This window comes from Parapedobacter deserti (assembly GCF_042646065.1).
Classification (GTDB): Bacteria; Bacteroidota; Bacteroidia; order Sphingobacteriales; family Sphingobacteriaceae; genus Parapedobacter; species Parapedobacter deserti.
In genome coordinates this window covers 368,457-384,066 of record NZ_JBHRTA010000009.1, presented here as the reverse complement: position 1 = coordinate 384,066, position 15,610 = coordinate 368,457, and the positions used below count along the sequence as shown (strand labels likewise).

General features: G+C 48.4%; 11 protein-coding genes. 6 read left to right on the top strand and 5 right to left on the bottom strand.

Going from position 1 to position 15,610, the window contains the following annotated elements:
- Window positions 1–22: 22 nt before the first annotated feature.
- The 3 genes from guaA to ACFOET_RS05030 form a co-directional block, all read right to left on the bottom strand.
- The gene (guaA, locus tag ACFOET_RS05040; protein ID WP_379020219.1) at window positions 23–1,573 is read right to left on the bottom strand and encodes a glutamine-hydrolyzing GMP synthase; all 1,551 of its coding nucleotides are present in this window, start codon (window positions 1,571–1,573) and stop codon (window positions 23–25) included.
- A gap of 251 nt (window positions 1,574–1,824) precedes the next feature.
- The gene (fbaA, locus tag ACFOET_RS05035) at window positions 1,825–2,904 is read right to left on the bottom strand and encodes a class II fructose-bisphosphate aldolase (protein WP_379020217.1); all 1,080 of its coding nucleotides are present in this window, start codon (window positions 2,902–2,904) and stop codon (window positions 1,825–1,827) included.
- A gap of 76 nt (window positions 2,905–2,980) precedes the next feature.
- The gene (locus ACFOET_RS05030; protein WP_379020215.1) at window positions 2,981–5,050 is read right to left on the bottom strand and encodes a TonB-dependent receptor; all 2,070 of its coding nucleotides are present in this window, start codon (window positions 5,048–5,050) and stop codon (window positions 2,981–2,983) included.
- 133 nt (window positions 5,051–5,183) lie between these two features.
- Here ACFOET_RS05030 and ACFOET_RS05025 point away from each other — a divergent pair, with 133 nt between their 5' ends.
- Window positions 5,184–5,849, top strand: a complete 666-nt coding sequence (locus ACFOET_RS05025; RefSeq protein WP_379020213.1) for a hypothetical protein — start codon at window positions 5,184–5,186, stop codon at window positions 5,847–5,849.
- A gap of 39 nt (window positions 5,850–5,888) precedes the next feature.
- Here ACFOET_RS05025 and ACFOET_RS05020 read toward each other — a convergent pair whose 3' ends face one another.
- Both ACFOET_RS05020 and ACFOET_RS05015 read right to left on the bottom strand, forming a co-directional pair.
- Entirely contained in the window at window positions 5,889–6,821 is a 933-nt protein-coding gene (locus ACFOET_RS05020) for a TIGR01777 family oxidoreductase (RefSeq protein ID WP_379020211.1), read from the bottom strand.
- A gap of 14 nt (window positions 6,822–6,835) precedes the next feature.
- Window positions 6,836–7,705 (bottom strand): Rossmann-fold NAD(P)-binding domain-containing protein, encoded by an 870-nt coding sequence (locus tag ACFOET_RS05015; protein WP_379020209.1) that lies wholly within the window; start codon window positions 7,703–7,705, stop codon window positions 6,836–6,838.
- Between the two features lie 220 nt (window positions 7,706–7,925).
- On the opposite strand from ACFOET_RS05015, the gene ACFOET_RS05010 reads away from it, so the two are divergent.
- The 5 genes from ACFOET_RS05010 (at window position 7,926) to ACFOET_RS04990 (ending at window position 15,608) form a co-directional block, all read left to right on the top strand.
- A complete protein-coding gene (locus ACFOET_RS05010; protein ID WP_379020207.1) occupies window positions 7,926–9,176 on the top strand; it encodes a DASH family cryptochrome in 1,251 nt (416 codons plus the stop codon).
- A 116-nt stretch (window positions 9,177–9,292) separates the two neighbouring features.
- Window positions 9,293–12,088 carry a 2-oxoglutarate dehydrogenase E1 component gene (locus ACFOET_RS05005; protein WP_379020205.1) on the top strand — a complete coding sequence of 932 codons (2,796 nt, stop codon included), beginning with the start codon at window positions 9,293–9,295 and terminating at the stop codon, window positions 12,086–12,088.
- A gap of 29 nt (window positions 12,089–12,117) precedes the next feature.
- Window positions 12,118–13,380: a 2-oxoglutarate dehydrogenase complex dihydrolipoyllysine-residue succinyltransferase gene (gene odhB / locus ACFOET_RS05000; protein ID WP_379020203.1), complete on the top strand. Its 1,263-nt coding sequence runs from the start codon at window positions 12,118–12,120 to the stop codon at window positions 13,378–13,380.
- A 110-nt stretch (window positions 13,381–13,490) separates the two neighbouring features.
- Window positions 13,491–13,886 (top strand): GtrA family protein, encoded by a 396-nt coding sequence (locus ACFOET_RS04995; protein WP_379020201.1) that lies wholly within the window; start codon window positions 13,491–13,493, stop codon window positions 13,884–13,886.
- Between the two features lie 15 nt (window positions 13,887–13,901).
- Complete coding sequence (locus ACFOET_RS04990; RefSeq protein WP_379020199.1) at window positions 13,902–15,608, top strand: ArnT family glycosyltransferase; 1,707 nt, start codon at window positions 13,902–13,904, stop codon at window positions 15,606–15,608.
- Window positions 15,609–15,610 lie beyond the last annotated feature (2 nt).

Sequence of the window (15,610 nt, the reverse complement as noted above, 5' to 3'; positions counted from 1 at the left end):
CACCATTGTTATGGCTAAAAACCTACTCCCATTCAATCGTAGCCGGAGGCTTTGAACTAATGTCATATACAACCCTATTTATCCCCTTTACGTGATTGATTATTTCGTTTGATATTTTTGCCAGTAACTCATAAGGCAGGTGTATCCAATCGGCGGTCATGCCATCAAGTGACCCGACCGCGCGTAGTGCAACCACATGTTCGTATGTACGCTCATCTCCCATCACGCCTACTGACTGCACCGGCAGGAAAATCGTACCGGCTTGCCACACACGGTCATACCAACCAGATTCACGCAGGTTACGAATATAGATGTCATCAGCCTCTTGCAAAATCCGTACCTTCTCGGGTGTGATTTCACCCAATATCCGGATTGCCAATCCCGGTCCCGGAAATGGGTGTCTTCCCAAAATGTTGGGCGCCACGCCTAGTGCTTTGCCAACCTTGCGCACTTCATCCTTAAAAAGCGTGTTGAGTGGCTCAACCACCTTCAGCTTCATAAAATCGGGCAGCCCGCCCACGTTGTGGTGCGATTTAATTGTAGCTGAAGGACCGTTGACAGATACAGACTCAATGACGTCCGGATAAATGGTGCCTTGTCCCAGCCACTTTACCTCAATACCTGCTGGAAGTTCGGATTGCACTGCATGGGCAGCCGTGTCAAATTCGTCGATAAACGCAGCGCCGATGATCTTGCGCTTGTGTTCAGGCTCACTTACACCAGACAACTTTTGGTAAAATCGCTCCTTGGCATTCACTCCTTTGATATTGAGCCCCATATGCCGATAAGACTCAAGCACCTGTTCATATTCGTCTTTACGCAATAAGCCGTGATCTACAAAGATGCAATGGAGATTTTTGCCAATTGCCTGATGCAACAGCACCGCGGCTACAGTTGAATCTACACCGCCGGACAAAGCCATGATTACATGGTCGTTACCCAACTTTTCTTTAAGTGTTGATACCGCCGTTTCTACGAACGCATCGGCCGTCCACGATGGCGTACAGCCACAGATGTCTATGACGAAATTTTTCAACAGCGTCGTACCGTCCGTACTGTGGGTTACTTCAGGGTGGAATTGGATGCCATACGTTTGCGTACCTTTTACGTGGTAGGCCGCTACCTTGACACTTTCTGTACTAGCAATAACCTCAAAATCAGACGGGATAACGGCAATGGTATCGCCATGCGACATCCACACTTGCGAGGCAGCAGGAATGTCCGCTAGCAGCGCACTCGCGTGGTTCACATAATGAAGGTTAGCTCTCCCATATTCGCGGATGGTGGAAGCCACCACTTCGCCACCCGAGTGCTGTGCAATATATTGCGCGCCATAGCATACGCCCAGTAAGGGAAACCGGCTTTGCAGCGAACGGAAATCGATCTGAGGTGCCTCTTCTTGACGTACGGAATAAGGGCTTCCCGAAAGAATTACTCCCTTTACACCAGTATCGAATTCGGGAAGGTGATTGTATGGATGTATCTCACAATATACATTCAGTTCCCGCACCCGGCGTGCTATCAGTTGGGTATATTGGGAGCCGAAATCAAGGATAATGATTTTTTCTGGCATGGGCCAAAGGTACGGAAAACCATTATGATTTTAGATTATTAGCTATCGTTATTTGTTTTTTATGGCTCCATTGCGCCTTTGGCGGTTTGGCATCATCTTTTTCGTATCCGCCGCGTATCAGTGAATCATTATTCGCCCGTGTAAGCACTCTTCAACGTTACAAACTATCAGGTAACGGCAAATAATTGTCTGTAAAAAAAGGATGCACCCCAACGTTGGTACACCCTTTCTCATAGCATATGGAGCCAAGCCTAAAGCTTACTGTTCACGTCCAATGCGTTCAATTCATCAAATGCTTGTGTTAGCCTTTTCACGAATGTCTCTTCGCCTTTGCGTAGCCAAACGCGCGGATCGTAATACTTTTTATTGGGTGAATCGGCGCCTTCCGGATTGCCGATCTGGCTTTGTAGATATCCTTCTTTGGATTGGTAATATCCGCGCACACCGTCCCAAAATGCCCATTGCATATCCGTATCGATATTCATCTTGATGGCACCATATGAAATAGCCTCTTCGATTTCTTCGGGTGCCGACCCAGAGCCGCCGTGGAAGACGAAATTGACGGGTTTCTCTGCCGATAAGCCGAATTTCTGACGAATATATTCCTGCGAGTTGTGAAGGATGACAGGTTGTAATTTAACGTTACCCGGCTTATATACACCATGCACGTTTCCGAACGCCGCTGCTACGGTAAATTTATCGCTCACTTTATTCAGCTCTTCATATGCATATGCAACCTCTTCGGGCTGAGTATAAAGTTTAGAACTATCTACATCGGTATTATCGACGCCGTCTTCCTCACCACCTGTAACGCCGAGTTCGATTTCGACGGTCATACCAAGAGGATTCATGCGTTCGAGATAACGCTTCGAAGTCTCAATGTTTTCCTCAATAGGCTCTTCGGATAGATCAAGCATATGCGAAGAAAACAGCGGTTTTCCCTGCTCCCTGAAAAACGCCTCTCCGTGGTCAAGCAATCCATCAATCCACGGAAGCAATTTCTTGGCTGCATGGTCTGTATGAAGAATTACTGCTACCCCATAATGTTCGGCTAACAAATGTACATGACGTGCAGCGGATACTGCGCCGAGTATACAGGCTTTCATTCCGTCATTGTTCAGTGATTTACCGGCGTAAAACTGTGCGCCTCCATTCGACAATTGGATAATGACCGGAGAATTAACCGCCTTTGCGGTTTCCATCACCGCATTAATTGAGTTGGTGCCGATTACATTGACTGCTGGAAGGGCAAATTTATTTGCTTTTGCCACTTCAAATAGTTCCTGCACCGCATCTCCGGTAATAACCCCTTTGAAATTTTTCAAACTCATGATACTATCTTTTTGGCTCCGAAAGTAGGGATAATATTTGTAAATACGTAATCGCAGAGGCAGAGTGTCCATCGTGCTAATAGCGCAGCACAACCCCACCGTAGAAATTGCGCGGTGCCGCTGCATTAAAGAACCGGCCACCAAAAGCGTTGATATCGTTGCCTAGGCTATATCGCTGGTTCAGCAGGTTATCCCCGCCGGCAAATACCTGCAATGTCAAACGCTGGTTCAATGCTGTTTCCCACTTCACTTTTGCCTGCAACAGGTGGTAGGGGTCGGCAAAGACCGTATTGGCATCGTTAAGGGGGATAGCAGCCGTATAGTTGTGTAAGACATAGCCGCTGATTTCAAAGGGAAACCGAATCAGCAGACTACTTACCACAGTGCTGCCCGGCACGCCCGTAAGGTTGTTGCCGGTAAAATCATCATCTGCTACCCGATAGTTGCCGAACCGGAACCGGCTAAGCGTAAGGTTGGTGCCGACCTGTACGCCCCTAAGGACACCCTGCCGACGCGGTTCAACCACCCATGCGACAGCCGACAGCTCTACACCCCGTTGGATGACTCCGCCGGCGTTGTCAAAAAACTCGGCTCCTGTTTCACGCAGTTGACGGATAATCGCATCTTCCATTCTGTAGTAAAAGACAGCCCCGTCTACAAACACGTGCCGATTAGGCGTCTGCCAGCGAAAACCGGCTTCGTAATTCCATCCAGTTTCCGCCTCCAGCGCCGTATTGACGATATTATCTGATGGCCGTATTTCGGCAATGGTGGGCGGAGAATACCCGCGAGAGACAGATAGGCGTCCCGATAGCTGGGGCATAAACATGTAAGACAACGCTGCCCTTGGCATCCACTCCGCGTCAAATCGCCGGTCGGTAAACAAAGGTTCACTGATCGGAAAATCAGATTTATATCCATACCGGTAGTAATTTAGGCTGAGGGAGGCTTCCATCGTTAACCGGTTGCGCACATCGGCGCTCAGGCGTACAAAATAGAAATGTTGGTGGCTTTTCAATGCATCGATTGCCTGTTCGTCGCCCTTAGAGCCACCATGGTTGTCATAGTTGGCAATATCTGTACCGCCCTGCTGCCATTCGAGTCCGGCATTGAATCGCCATAAAAAGGCATCCGGGTTGCCAGCCGCATAGTCAAGGTATGTACGTACGCCGAAATTATACTCGTCCCTTACTTCATAGTTGGTAATAAACGGATTACTAAAATCGGTGTGGGTGCCGAAAATACTGAACACATGCTTGAACTTGTCACTGATTTGCACATCATGCACCAAGCCCCCGATCAGCGATTTGTTGATAATGCCAGCCTGTTGCTCCGCGGCTCCGGGAATCGCAGCGGTAGCGGGACGTGCAAACCTCGGATTCTCTGCATATTGCGCTTCAGTCAGCCCTCCGGGCGTTCTATACTGCAGATCGGAATACAACGCGATCAGCCGCAATTCACCGGTTGGCATATAGTTCCACCGCTGAACGGTTTGGAAGGTAGCCCGTGTCATCGCTGAGTTCTCCCGATACCCGTCGGCACGCTGGTACGCCTGGTTAACGCCGAACTGATAAGTAGGCGAAGGGTTGAACTTCACCGATAGTTGTTCCTGAAAAAGGCCGAATGATCCGCCGTTGACCCGCAGCGAGCCGTTGTAGCCATTATCCTCACCCATCCCTTCAGGCCTGATAAGTACCACACCGCCTGAGTTGGCGCCGAACAAACTCCCATCCGGACCTTTCAGCACGTCGATACGGTCTACACCATCCGGATCGAGCAGATTCAAATAGGTATTGCCTCCTGCATCCGTTAGCGGAATCTCATCGAGATATATCTTTACGTTCCGAACGCCAAACGGCGAACGGAGCAGGCTTCCCCGAAGCGAAAGCCGGTAACTACCCGGGGAACGCTCTTCCATCCGTACGCCGGGCACCGTGTTAAAAGCAGGCACTAACGAGTGGCCGCTCTGCTGCTCCAAGGTGCCGCGGCCGACCACGCCGGCCGAGGTAGTAAGCCGCAATAACGGTTCGTCCACAAAATAGGCCCGGACGGTCACTTCTTCCAAGTGTGTGGTCGTATCCTTAACCGGCTGAGCAAAACAGGAAACCGAAAATGTAGCAAAGAAGAAGGTAATGGCACGAATCATGGTTTTTACAACTTTTGAACGAAATTAATCAATATGCGCACATGTTGTGCCAATCACCGCTTTTGTAACACGAATTAAACTTTTTCGGTTCAAAACAGTCTAACCCAAGGACACGAAACAGAGGGAAGCAACCATGACAGCGATGAAAATCATCCTTGCTTGCATATTGATTGGTGGTGGTGTTGCTGCTTTCGCACAGCAGCCCGATACTACCCGTAAAAGTAGGGCAATACATATTTCTAAACTGGAAATCGGTAAAAAGAAAAAAGAGGTACTTGGAGGCAAAGACTCGTCATTGACAGTGCGTATTGACACGTTGATCATGAAAGACCGAAGCCAGCTCGTATTTTTCGGCAAGAAAGATGTGAAGCTTGAAGTAGGGCATGCCGAAATCGGGAAGCGGGCTTATATATTCGGTACGGACGGTAAAAACAACGGAACCGACTTTGACATTGATATGCGATTTGAGCAACTCGGCGCACTTTATGTTTTAGCAGGTGGCCACGATGCGAACAACAATGGGTCGCGTACACACCCGAATGGCGACGGAGGAGATGTAACCTTCGTTTACCACGATGAGGGTATAGTACCGCAAACCGATGATAGAAAAGCGCCCCACTATCTTCATATAGATACCCGTGCCGGCGGTTACCGCGTAAATCCGCAAAATGATCTCCGGAACATTTATAGCTTGATCAATATCGGTTCATCCGGCAGGCCGTTGGGCAACCTCGCTCAGGGCACGGTGTATTCTGGTTCGCCTGGTAGGGACGGCAAAAGCACCGTGAAGGCAAGGTAAGCTAAGGCGATGGTGATTTGTGACAACCGCACGGCCGGTCTAAGAGTCCAGCGCTCCGAGAGCGCTGTTTATTTGTGGGTAACGGAATTTGAACCCTGCATTTCGGATCTTTTCCACAGACATCCGCGTACTGCTCAGAAGCATGTCGCTCATCTGACCCAAGAATGCCCTAAGTAAAAAGCTTGGAACTTTTGGCAACCACAATGGTCGCTTATATCGTTTGGCTATCGCGCGGATAAATGCCGAAAAAGTGATCTGCTCAGGTGCCGCCATATTGTATACGCCGTGTATTCCATTATGCTCCAGCGCAAAAATATACATAGACACGGCATCCTCAATATGTATCCACGGAATCCATTGCGTTCCTGAACCGGGCACTACGCCCAGCCCTTTCTTAATCATCGGAGCTAATTTGCCATAGACCCCACCATGAGGAGAAAGCACCACGCCGCTCCGCAACGACACGGTACGTAGTCCTAACATACGGCCCTCGTCTACCGCCCGTTCCCAATGTGCACATGTCTGGCCGAGAAAATCATTCGCAGGCAGCTTATCTTCAGTCATTAATTCATCTCCCCGATCACTGTAATATCCAGCAGCAGATGCGGATATCACTGTTCGAACTTCATGCGCATCAACCGTTTCAAGTAATCTATACAGGATACCAATGGACTTTGTTCGGCTTTCCAATATGGCTTGTTTCCGCCTGTTGCTCCATGGCAAGCCGACAATACTTTCACCCGCCAGGTGAATGATACACTCCACCCCTTCCATGCAGGATGGATCCACCTCGCCTGCGGCGACATCCCATCGATAAAATGATACGCTTGGAGAATTGATTTGCCGGTTGCTTCTGCTTAAAGCATTAACCGCATAATTTCGATCTACCAGTGCTTTTATTAGTGCCTGCCCTACAAGACCACTCGCTCCAGTAACCAGCACTTTCTTCCCCATAACTAGGTTCTTTCCCATAACGGTTTTATAATTTACAGACCCAGGGCATATTTTAGGGAAGCATTGAAGGGAGACAAGTCGACCGGATAAAGCGCACCCAGCCCATTGTTTACCGTGACCAGGTCTTTCGTCATGTAAGCAATAAATGCAACGGATACGTCCTGCTCAAACTTGTAAATGTGTCTTCCGAAGAAAATCGACAGCGGCACACCTAAACCCGGTAAAGCCCAGACTCTTTTTTTCAATTTGGCGACAACAAGGTAACGTTCGAATGCTTCCTTATAAGTCATCACTTCAGGGCCGCCTATATCAAACGTCTTTCCATAGGCCGCTGTATCCAACATAATTTTGTTCAGATACGCACACACATCCAACAGGTGAATGGGTTGGCAGCGGCTCGTGGCAAATTCCTTAGGCAGCACGACTAACCGCTGTTTTGCCAAGTTTGAGAGGATGTTCATCAGGGCTGAGCCCTTACCGATGATATTGCTGATCCGGATAATCGTGAAGTCCAAGCCGCTTCGCCCGATGTAGGACTTAATTTTGCCTACATTTTCATCAGACAGCTTCGTGACATAAATCAAGTGCTCACATGCGGTAATCCGCAGGGCACGGATGTACTTCTGCAGGGCAATTAACTCCATCTCCAGCCGGATGTCTATTTCATTCACAGGCGACTGGTTGAAATAAAAGGCAACACGGGTTTCTTTATCAACATCGGCGGGGAGCGCACCCTTGAACAAATCGCCTTCTATCATAGAGATAGCATATTTCCCTGGTACGTGCTTATAGAATAAGCGCTTGCTTCTGATCAGACAGGTTACCTGATGACCTTCCTCTGCAAGACATACCGAAATGTTTCGTGCTAAATAATTATTAAGGCCGGTTATCAGGATTTTCATACGCAATTCTCACCATTTTTGAGGCGGCTTGGTTTATACATTAGCTAAATACAAATAAGAGCAGATTATGTTTCCGGTAAACAGCTATTCTGTGCAAATTTAACATTTCTTGTCGGAAAACGAATTGTGATTTAATTGTCAATTTCATGCTCCTCCCAGCGCTGTCTGCCATTCATCAATAATAAACCTTATATTTGTAGGATTTAATCCACAATCAATCATGGACAAAAGGACAATCTTGGTTTGGTTCAGAAATGATTTGCGCATCCACGACAACGAGGTTCTGCTTCGTGCAGTTGAGCGCAGCCACCAAGTTGTTCCGGTGTATTGCTTTGACCCTAGATATTTTTGCGATACGAAATACGGCACCAAAAAAACTGGCGTGCTGCGGGCTGCCTTTCTCCGTGAAAATGTGACCGAATTGCAACATAGTCTCCGCCAGCTTGGGGGCGATTTAGTTATCGCTCATGGTTATCCTGAAGTAGTGCTTCCCCAACTTGCGGAAAAATACCAGGCCGATGAGGTATATCATCACCGCGAAGTAGCCTACGAGGAGACACGCATTTCGGCGCTTGTCGAAGAAGCGCTATGGAAGATGCAGATCAACCTTAGGCATTTTATCGGCCACACCCTGTACCACAAGGAAGACCTGCCATTCCCGATAAGAGATATTCCCGACGCCTTTGCGTTGTTCAAGAAAAAGACCGAAAGGGAAAGCGCCATCAGGCCACAATTGGGAAGCCCAGATACGATTAAAACCCCCGCGGAACTCGATGCCGGTTTCCTTCCCACCCTATCCGAACTTGGATTCGATAAAACGGAGGTCGAACTGGCGTCTACCTTACAGTTTATAGGCGGTGAATCGGTGGCTCTAAAGCGTATGCAGGCATTCCTATACGGCCAAGCGCTCACGCCCGATTATTCCGGTCTGTCACCCTACATCGCTGTCGGCGCATTGTCTCCCAATACGCTATACCACGCTGCAAAAGAAGCCGAAAAGACGACGTTTGATAAAAAGCGCGTTGAGCACATCATCGTTAAATTGATGTGGCGTGATTACTACCGGTTCATGTTCAAAAAACACGGCAATCGTTTCTTCCAGCGTGGCGGCCTGACCAACAGCCCACAACCTGTCAGTCAAGACGAAGAAAAAAACTTTAACCGTTGGAAAGCTGGAAAAACCGGCATAGCGATTATTGATCAAAGCATGCAACAGCTGCATGAGACCGGACACATCCCGCATCATGAGCGGCAGATCACTGGCACTTATCTCATCCATGAACTGAAAGTCAGCTGGCTTAAAGGCGCTGCGTGGTTCGAAGAGAAACTTCTAGATTACACACCCGCCAACAACTATGGCAATTGGGCCCACCTGGCAGGCGTGGGCAGCAGCATGAAAGACAATAAGCAAGTAGACATCAAGAAGCTGACCACGCAATTCTACCCGAGGGAAACAGCTGCTTTCGAGTAATTGAAGATCGCAAAAAATCTCCCTGGAATCAAAATTTGGCTATAAAATTGTGGGATATTGCTATGGTAAACAATTTAATAATTATAACTTTGACGCATTATTGCACAAACAACTAAATGGACAAGCTTTCTTACTTAAGTAACGCGGATTCGGCCTTCATCGATTCGTTATACAAAGCATATAAAGAAGATCCCGATGCTATTGATTTTGGTTGGCGAAAGTTTTTTGAAGGATTTGACTTTGGCCAGAACGGTTACGCCAATAAAGCCCCTGCAACGCCTGACCACGTACTGAAGGAGATCAACGTACTGAACATGATCAATGGCTACAGGGACCGCGGCCACCTTTTCACTGAAACGAACCCCGTACGCGAACGCCGCAAATACTATCCTGGCAAGGAATTGGAAACTTTCGGCTTGAGCGAAGCGGATATGGACACGGTCTTCAACGCGGGCATTGAGGTAGGATTGGGACCCGCAAAGTTGCGCGATATCCGCCAACTGATTGAAGATACCTATTGCCGTTCGATCGGTGCCGAATTCAAGTACATCCGCAGCCCCGAAAAAATAAAGTGGCTGCAAGAACGTATGGAGGGCGAGCGGAATACCGCTAACTTTACCATTGAAAAGAAAAAACGCATCCTAAAGAAATTAAACGAGGCTGTGGTGTTCGAGAATTTTCTGGGCACGAAGTTTCTCGGACAGAAGCGTTTTTCTCTGGAAGGCGCCGAGAGTCTCATCCCGGGCCTCGATTCGGTCATTGAAAAAGGGGCCGACTTGGGCATCCGGGAGTTTGTGATCGGCATGGCCCACCGAGGCCGTCTGAACGTGCTTACGAATATCCTGGGCAAATCGTACGAAAGTATCTTTTCGGAATTCGAAGGCAAAACCTATGCTGAAGAAGCCGAACAAGATTTCGGCGGAGATGTAAAGTATCACCTAGGTTACTCAACGGATATCGCCACGGACAACGGGGCTAGTGTACACCTAAGCCTGGTGCCCAATCCTTCGCACCTTGAAGCGGTGGACCCCGTCGTCGAAGGGATTGTACGCTCGAAAATCGACATGAAATACGATGGCGATGCAACCAAAATCGCTCCTATACTTATCCATGGAGACGCGGCTATTGCCGGGCAAGGCATCGTTTACGAGGTCATCCAAATGTCAAAGCTGGAAGGCTTCCGCACCGGCGGCACGATTCACATTGTGGTCAACAACCAAGTTGGTTTTACCACCAACTTCAAAGACGGCAGGTCGTCAACATATTGTACCGATGTAGCGAAAGTGACGTTATCACCCGTATTTCACGTGAACGGGGACGACGTTGAAGCGTTGGTCTATGCGATCAACCTCGCAGTAGAGTACCGACAGAAGTACCATACCGATGTTTTTATAGACCTTCTGTGCTACAGACGGTATGGCCACAACGAGGCTGATGAGCCTAAGTTTACACAACCGTTGTTGTACAAGGCTATTGAGAAGCATCCTAACCCGCGAGAGATTTACAACAAGAAGTTATTGGAACAAGGGAGCGTAGATGCTAATTTGGCCAAGGAAATGGAGAAAGATTTCCGCAAGCTGCTTCAGGAGCGCCTTGATGAGTCAAAAGAAGACAAAAATCTGACCCAGGATAACCCCATGTACTCCGGTGCATGGAAAGGACTTCGCAAAGCGAAATACGACGATATCTTCGTCCCGGCAAAAACCGGGGTATCAGAAAAGACGTTTTTAGCCGTCGCCAAAGAAATATCTACCCTACCAAAGGACAAAAAGTTTTTCCGAAAAATTTCCCGTTTGTTCGACGAACGGCTGAAGATGGTTGAGACTAAACGGTTCGATTGGGCCATGGGCGAGCTCATGGCATACGCTACGTTGCTGAATGAAGGTGCTCGCGTACGGGTGATCGGACAAGACGTCGAACGGGGCACATTTTCGCACCGACATGCGGTCCTGACGCTTGAAGACTCCGAAGAGGAATACATCCCATTGCAGCAGATTGATGGAGGCGAGCGGTTCAACATTTACAATTCGCACCTTTCAGAATATGGCGTATTAGGCTTTGAATACGGCTATGCGCTGGCAAATCCACATTCGCTAACCATATGGGAAGCTCAATTCGGTGACTTTTACAATGGTGCACAGATTGTTGTCGACCAATACATTTCAAGCGCCGAGACCAAATGGCGGCGTTCAAACGGGCTGGTCATGCTTCTGCCCCATGGATTGGAGGGCCAGGGTCCCGAACACTCTTCTGGACGTATCGAACGCTTTTTGGAATTATGCGCCGAAAATAACATGCAAATTGTAAATTGCACCACGCCAGCCAACTTCTTCCATGTGCTGCGTCGGCAGATCAAGCGCGATTTTCGCAAGCCACTCGTGGTTTTTACGCCTAAAAGCCTATTGCGACATCCCAAGGTAGTTAGCCCGGTTGCGGATTTCGGACTCAAATCGCAGTTTCAGGAAGTCATCGACGACAGCTATGTAAAATCAGCTGACGTACGTCGGGTGCTCTTCTGTTCAGGCAAAATTTATTACGACTTGCTTGAAAAACAGCAGGCTGACCAACGCAACGACGTGGCCATCGTACGTGTAGAACAGCTCTACCCCACTCCGATGGATAGACTCCGCGGGGTCCGCAACAAGTACAAACACGCTACCGAATTCTTTTGGGTACAAGAAGAACCGGAAAATATGGGTGCATGGCCTTATATTTGCCGCAAATTCAGGAACCGCAACATTTCCCTGGATATCATTTCTCGAAAGGAAAGCAGCAGTACCGCCACGGGATACGCTAAACAACACATCACCCAGCAGCTTGCGGTAGTGGGCAGGGCCTTTGAAGACCGTGCCGGAACGGAAGTAAAGGACAAGGTTAAAAAAGCGGTAAAAGTGGCCAAAAAATTTGATTGACGAACATAAACAGCGATAACAAGTCAACTATGAGCGTAGAAATAAAAGTACCAACCGTCGGCGAGTCGATCTCAGAGGTCATCCTGTCCCAGTGGTTGAAACAGGACGGCGATTACGTAGAGATGGACGAGAATATTGCCGAGCTGGAATCCGACAAAGCAACCTTTGAACTGCCCGCAGAAAGGTCGGGCACTCTCCGTATCATCGCCCAAGAGGGCGATACGCTGGAAATCGGCGCCTTGGTAGCCACCATTGAGGAGGGAGACGCCCCCAGCGCAGCCGATAGCGGCAAAACGACCCCGCAAGAGACGTCGGAAGCTGCGGATAGTCCCCAAGGGGAAACGGAAAGTAAGCCGACTGAATCTGCCGACGCAAGCAGCAGCTATGCTGCCGGAACAGCTTCCCCCGTAGCAGCAAAGATCCTTCGTGAAAAAGGCATCGACCCTGCGTCGGTAAAAGGTACGGGCAAAGATGGCCGCATCACGAAGGAAGATGCCGAAAATGCCGAAGCGCCTAAGGCAAAAGCAGCAGAGGGAACCAAATCGGCACCGAAGCAGCCGACCGCAGCCGCGCCGAAAGCCATCAGCGGCTCACGGAACGAGCGGCGCGAAAAGCTGTCGTCGCTCCGTAAAACCATCGCCAAACGGCTGGTGTCCGTTAAAAATGAAACAGCCATGCTCACTACGTTCAATGAGGTGAACATGAAGCCCATCATGGACCTGAGGGCCAAATACAAGGAAATATTCAAGGAGAAGCACGGGGTGGGACTTGGCTTTATGTCATTCTTTACCAAAGCCGTATGTACTGCGCTGAAGGAGTGGCCTGCGGTAAATGCCCGAATCGATGGTGAAGAGATCGTATATAGTGATTTCGTTGACGTATCCATCGCCGTATCAGCGCCAAAAGGGCTGGTCGTACCCGTCATCCGGAATGCCGATTCGTTGTCGCTCCATGAAATTGAAAAGGCAGTGGTCGAACTGGCTACAAAAGCCCGTGACGGTAAGCTGACCATCGAAGAAATGACCGGCGGCACATTCACCATCACCAACGGTGGAGTATTCGGTTCGATGATGTCTACGCCCATCATCAATGCGCCCCAATCGGCCATACTGGGCATGCACAATATTATTGAGCGCCCGGTTGCGGAAAATGGACAAGTGGTCATCCGTCCAATGATGTACATCGCCATGTCGTATGACCATCGTATCATCGACGGCCGTGAGTCGGTCAGTTTTGTTGTACGCGTGAAGCAGTTGCTTGAAGATCCCGCACGGCTGCTACTGGAAGTTTAGAAAATACCGTTCCGCGATGCTGGAACATCCCGAAAAAGAACTGCGATGCGGAAACTCATTATCCAGCATCGCAGTTTTTTTTGGCACAATAGATTAATTACCTTTGCCACATGATACTTGACTCCGAATTTTTCTCCAAATTTCTGAGATTCGGTCTCGTAGGGTTGTCGGGGGTGGTTGTGGATTTCGGGATCACATGGATTTGCAAAGAAAAACTCCGCTTACATAAATACTTAGCCAATTCCCTCGGGTTTTGTGTCGCAACCGTAAGCAATTACTTACTGAACAGGTACTGGACGTTCAAGGTTATGGGCAACCAGGGGATGTTGCTGGAATTTTCGAAATTTCTGGGCTTCGCTTTGATAGGGTTGCTGATCAATAACCTGGTTGTGTTTCTCTTACATGGGAAACTGAAGTTCAACTTCTACGTAGCTAAACTGATTGCCATTGCCATCGTATCTATTTGGAACTTCCTTGGCAATTATATATATACCTTTTCTACTTAGCCTAATTGATCAGTTATGCCAGCCCGATCCACCAACACCATCTGCTATTTTTTACTGGCGTGGTTTGCCGTCAATTTCATTCAATCAGCATTCTCCGAACTGCATTACGACGAGACCTATTACTGGGTATTCAGCCGGTTTCTGGATTGGGGGTATTATGACCATCCACCAATGGTTGCAATGTTCATAAAAGCCGGCTCGCTGTTTACGCATTCCACACTTGGCGTAAGACTGCTCAGCGTGATATCCAATGTTGCCGCTATCTTTATTTTATGGCAGATCGCAAAAACCTATGCAAAAGATGCCCGGCTTTTTGTGTTACTGTACAGTAGCATGCTTATCTTGCATGTATATAGTTTTATAACCACACCGGACACACCACTATTCCTTTTCACAGCGTTATTTTTCTACATCCTGCATCGGTACCTCAACGAAGACCGGCTCAAATACGCATTGCTGCTTGGCTTGATTGCTGCTTGTATGCTTTACAGTAAGTATCATGCGGTGTTGGTTTTTCTATTTACCGTCCTCGCACACTGGCAGCTGCTCAGGCGGGCCAGTTTCTGGCTGATTGCTGCGTTGGCAACGATACTTTTCCTGCCCCACATCTTGTGGCAGATCAACAACGGTTTGCCGTCGGTGGAATATCATCTCTTTGACCGAACCGCACGGATTTATCGATTCTCGTTTACCACTGATTTCATCGTAAGCCAGTTTCTGATAGCCGGTCCGTTGACAGGCATCTTTCTTTATTACTATGCATTTAAGCATAAGACATCTGATGCCTTCTTGCGAGTGCTGAAATTCAACTGTTTTGGCTTTTTACTGTTCTTCCTGCTCAGTTCGTTCAAAAGCCGCGTTGAGGCCCATTGGACCTTACTGGCATTCATTCCTCTCTTCCTTTTGGTTTATCTGTACCTTGTCCGGATGACCGCTGTCCCACGTTGGTTCATCAAGTTATGCTATGCAAATATCGTCTTGATCCTATTAGTACGGGTAGTATTGATCTTTCCATTGTCAGACCTGTCCCGCATCAAGGGATTAAAACAGTTTTGGGGGAAAGAGCAATTTGCAGAGCAAATCCACCAGGTCATTGGCGATGAATGGCTTATTATGGACAACGGTTTTCAGGATGCATCGAATTACAATTTCGTAAATAATACGATCAAAGGCTTTGCGTACAATACACGTGATTATAGGAAAACACAATACGACTATTGGCCCATTGAAGACAGCCTGCGCAACCGCAATGCATATTACGCTTCCTTCAAGCGCCTTGATGACCTACTTCAAGATTCCATTGAAACAAACAAGGGGACACTTTATTTTGCTTACCTGGACTCAGTGCGAACCTACCAGAAGGTAACCATCGCCGCAGTCGGAATGCCAAAAGACCTCCATGCCGGCGCTTTGCAGCAGGTACACCTTGAACTTTACAATCCCTATGAGGATACCATTACATTTTCCAATGCCGGAGAAAAATGGGCTTGTTACATTGAATATGGGTTTACCAAGCATTTTTTTGAGCAGACATCTTTCAGCGAGATCATGGGCGATTACCGGCAGATACGGATCCCGCCTAAGGAGTCGGCTTCCTTTCCGGCTACCATCAGGATGCCAGATGCGCCCGACGACTACTCATTGGTGTTTTCCATTCGGACTGCACCCTTCGCAGGGTCCAGAAACAGCAGGAAAATACCCGTTTCTATCTTAAGCAATTAACC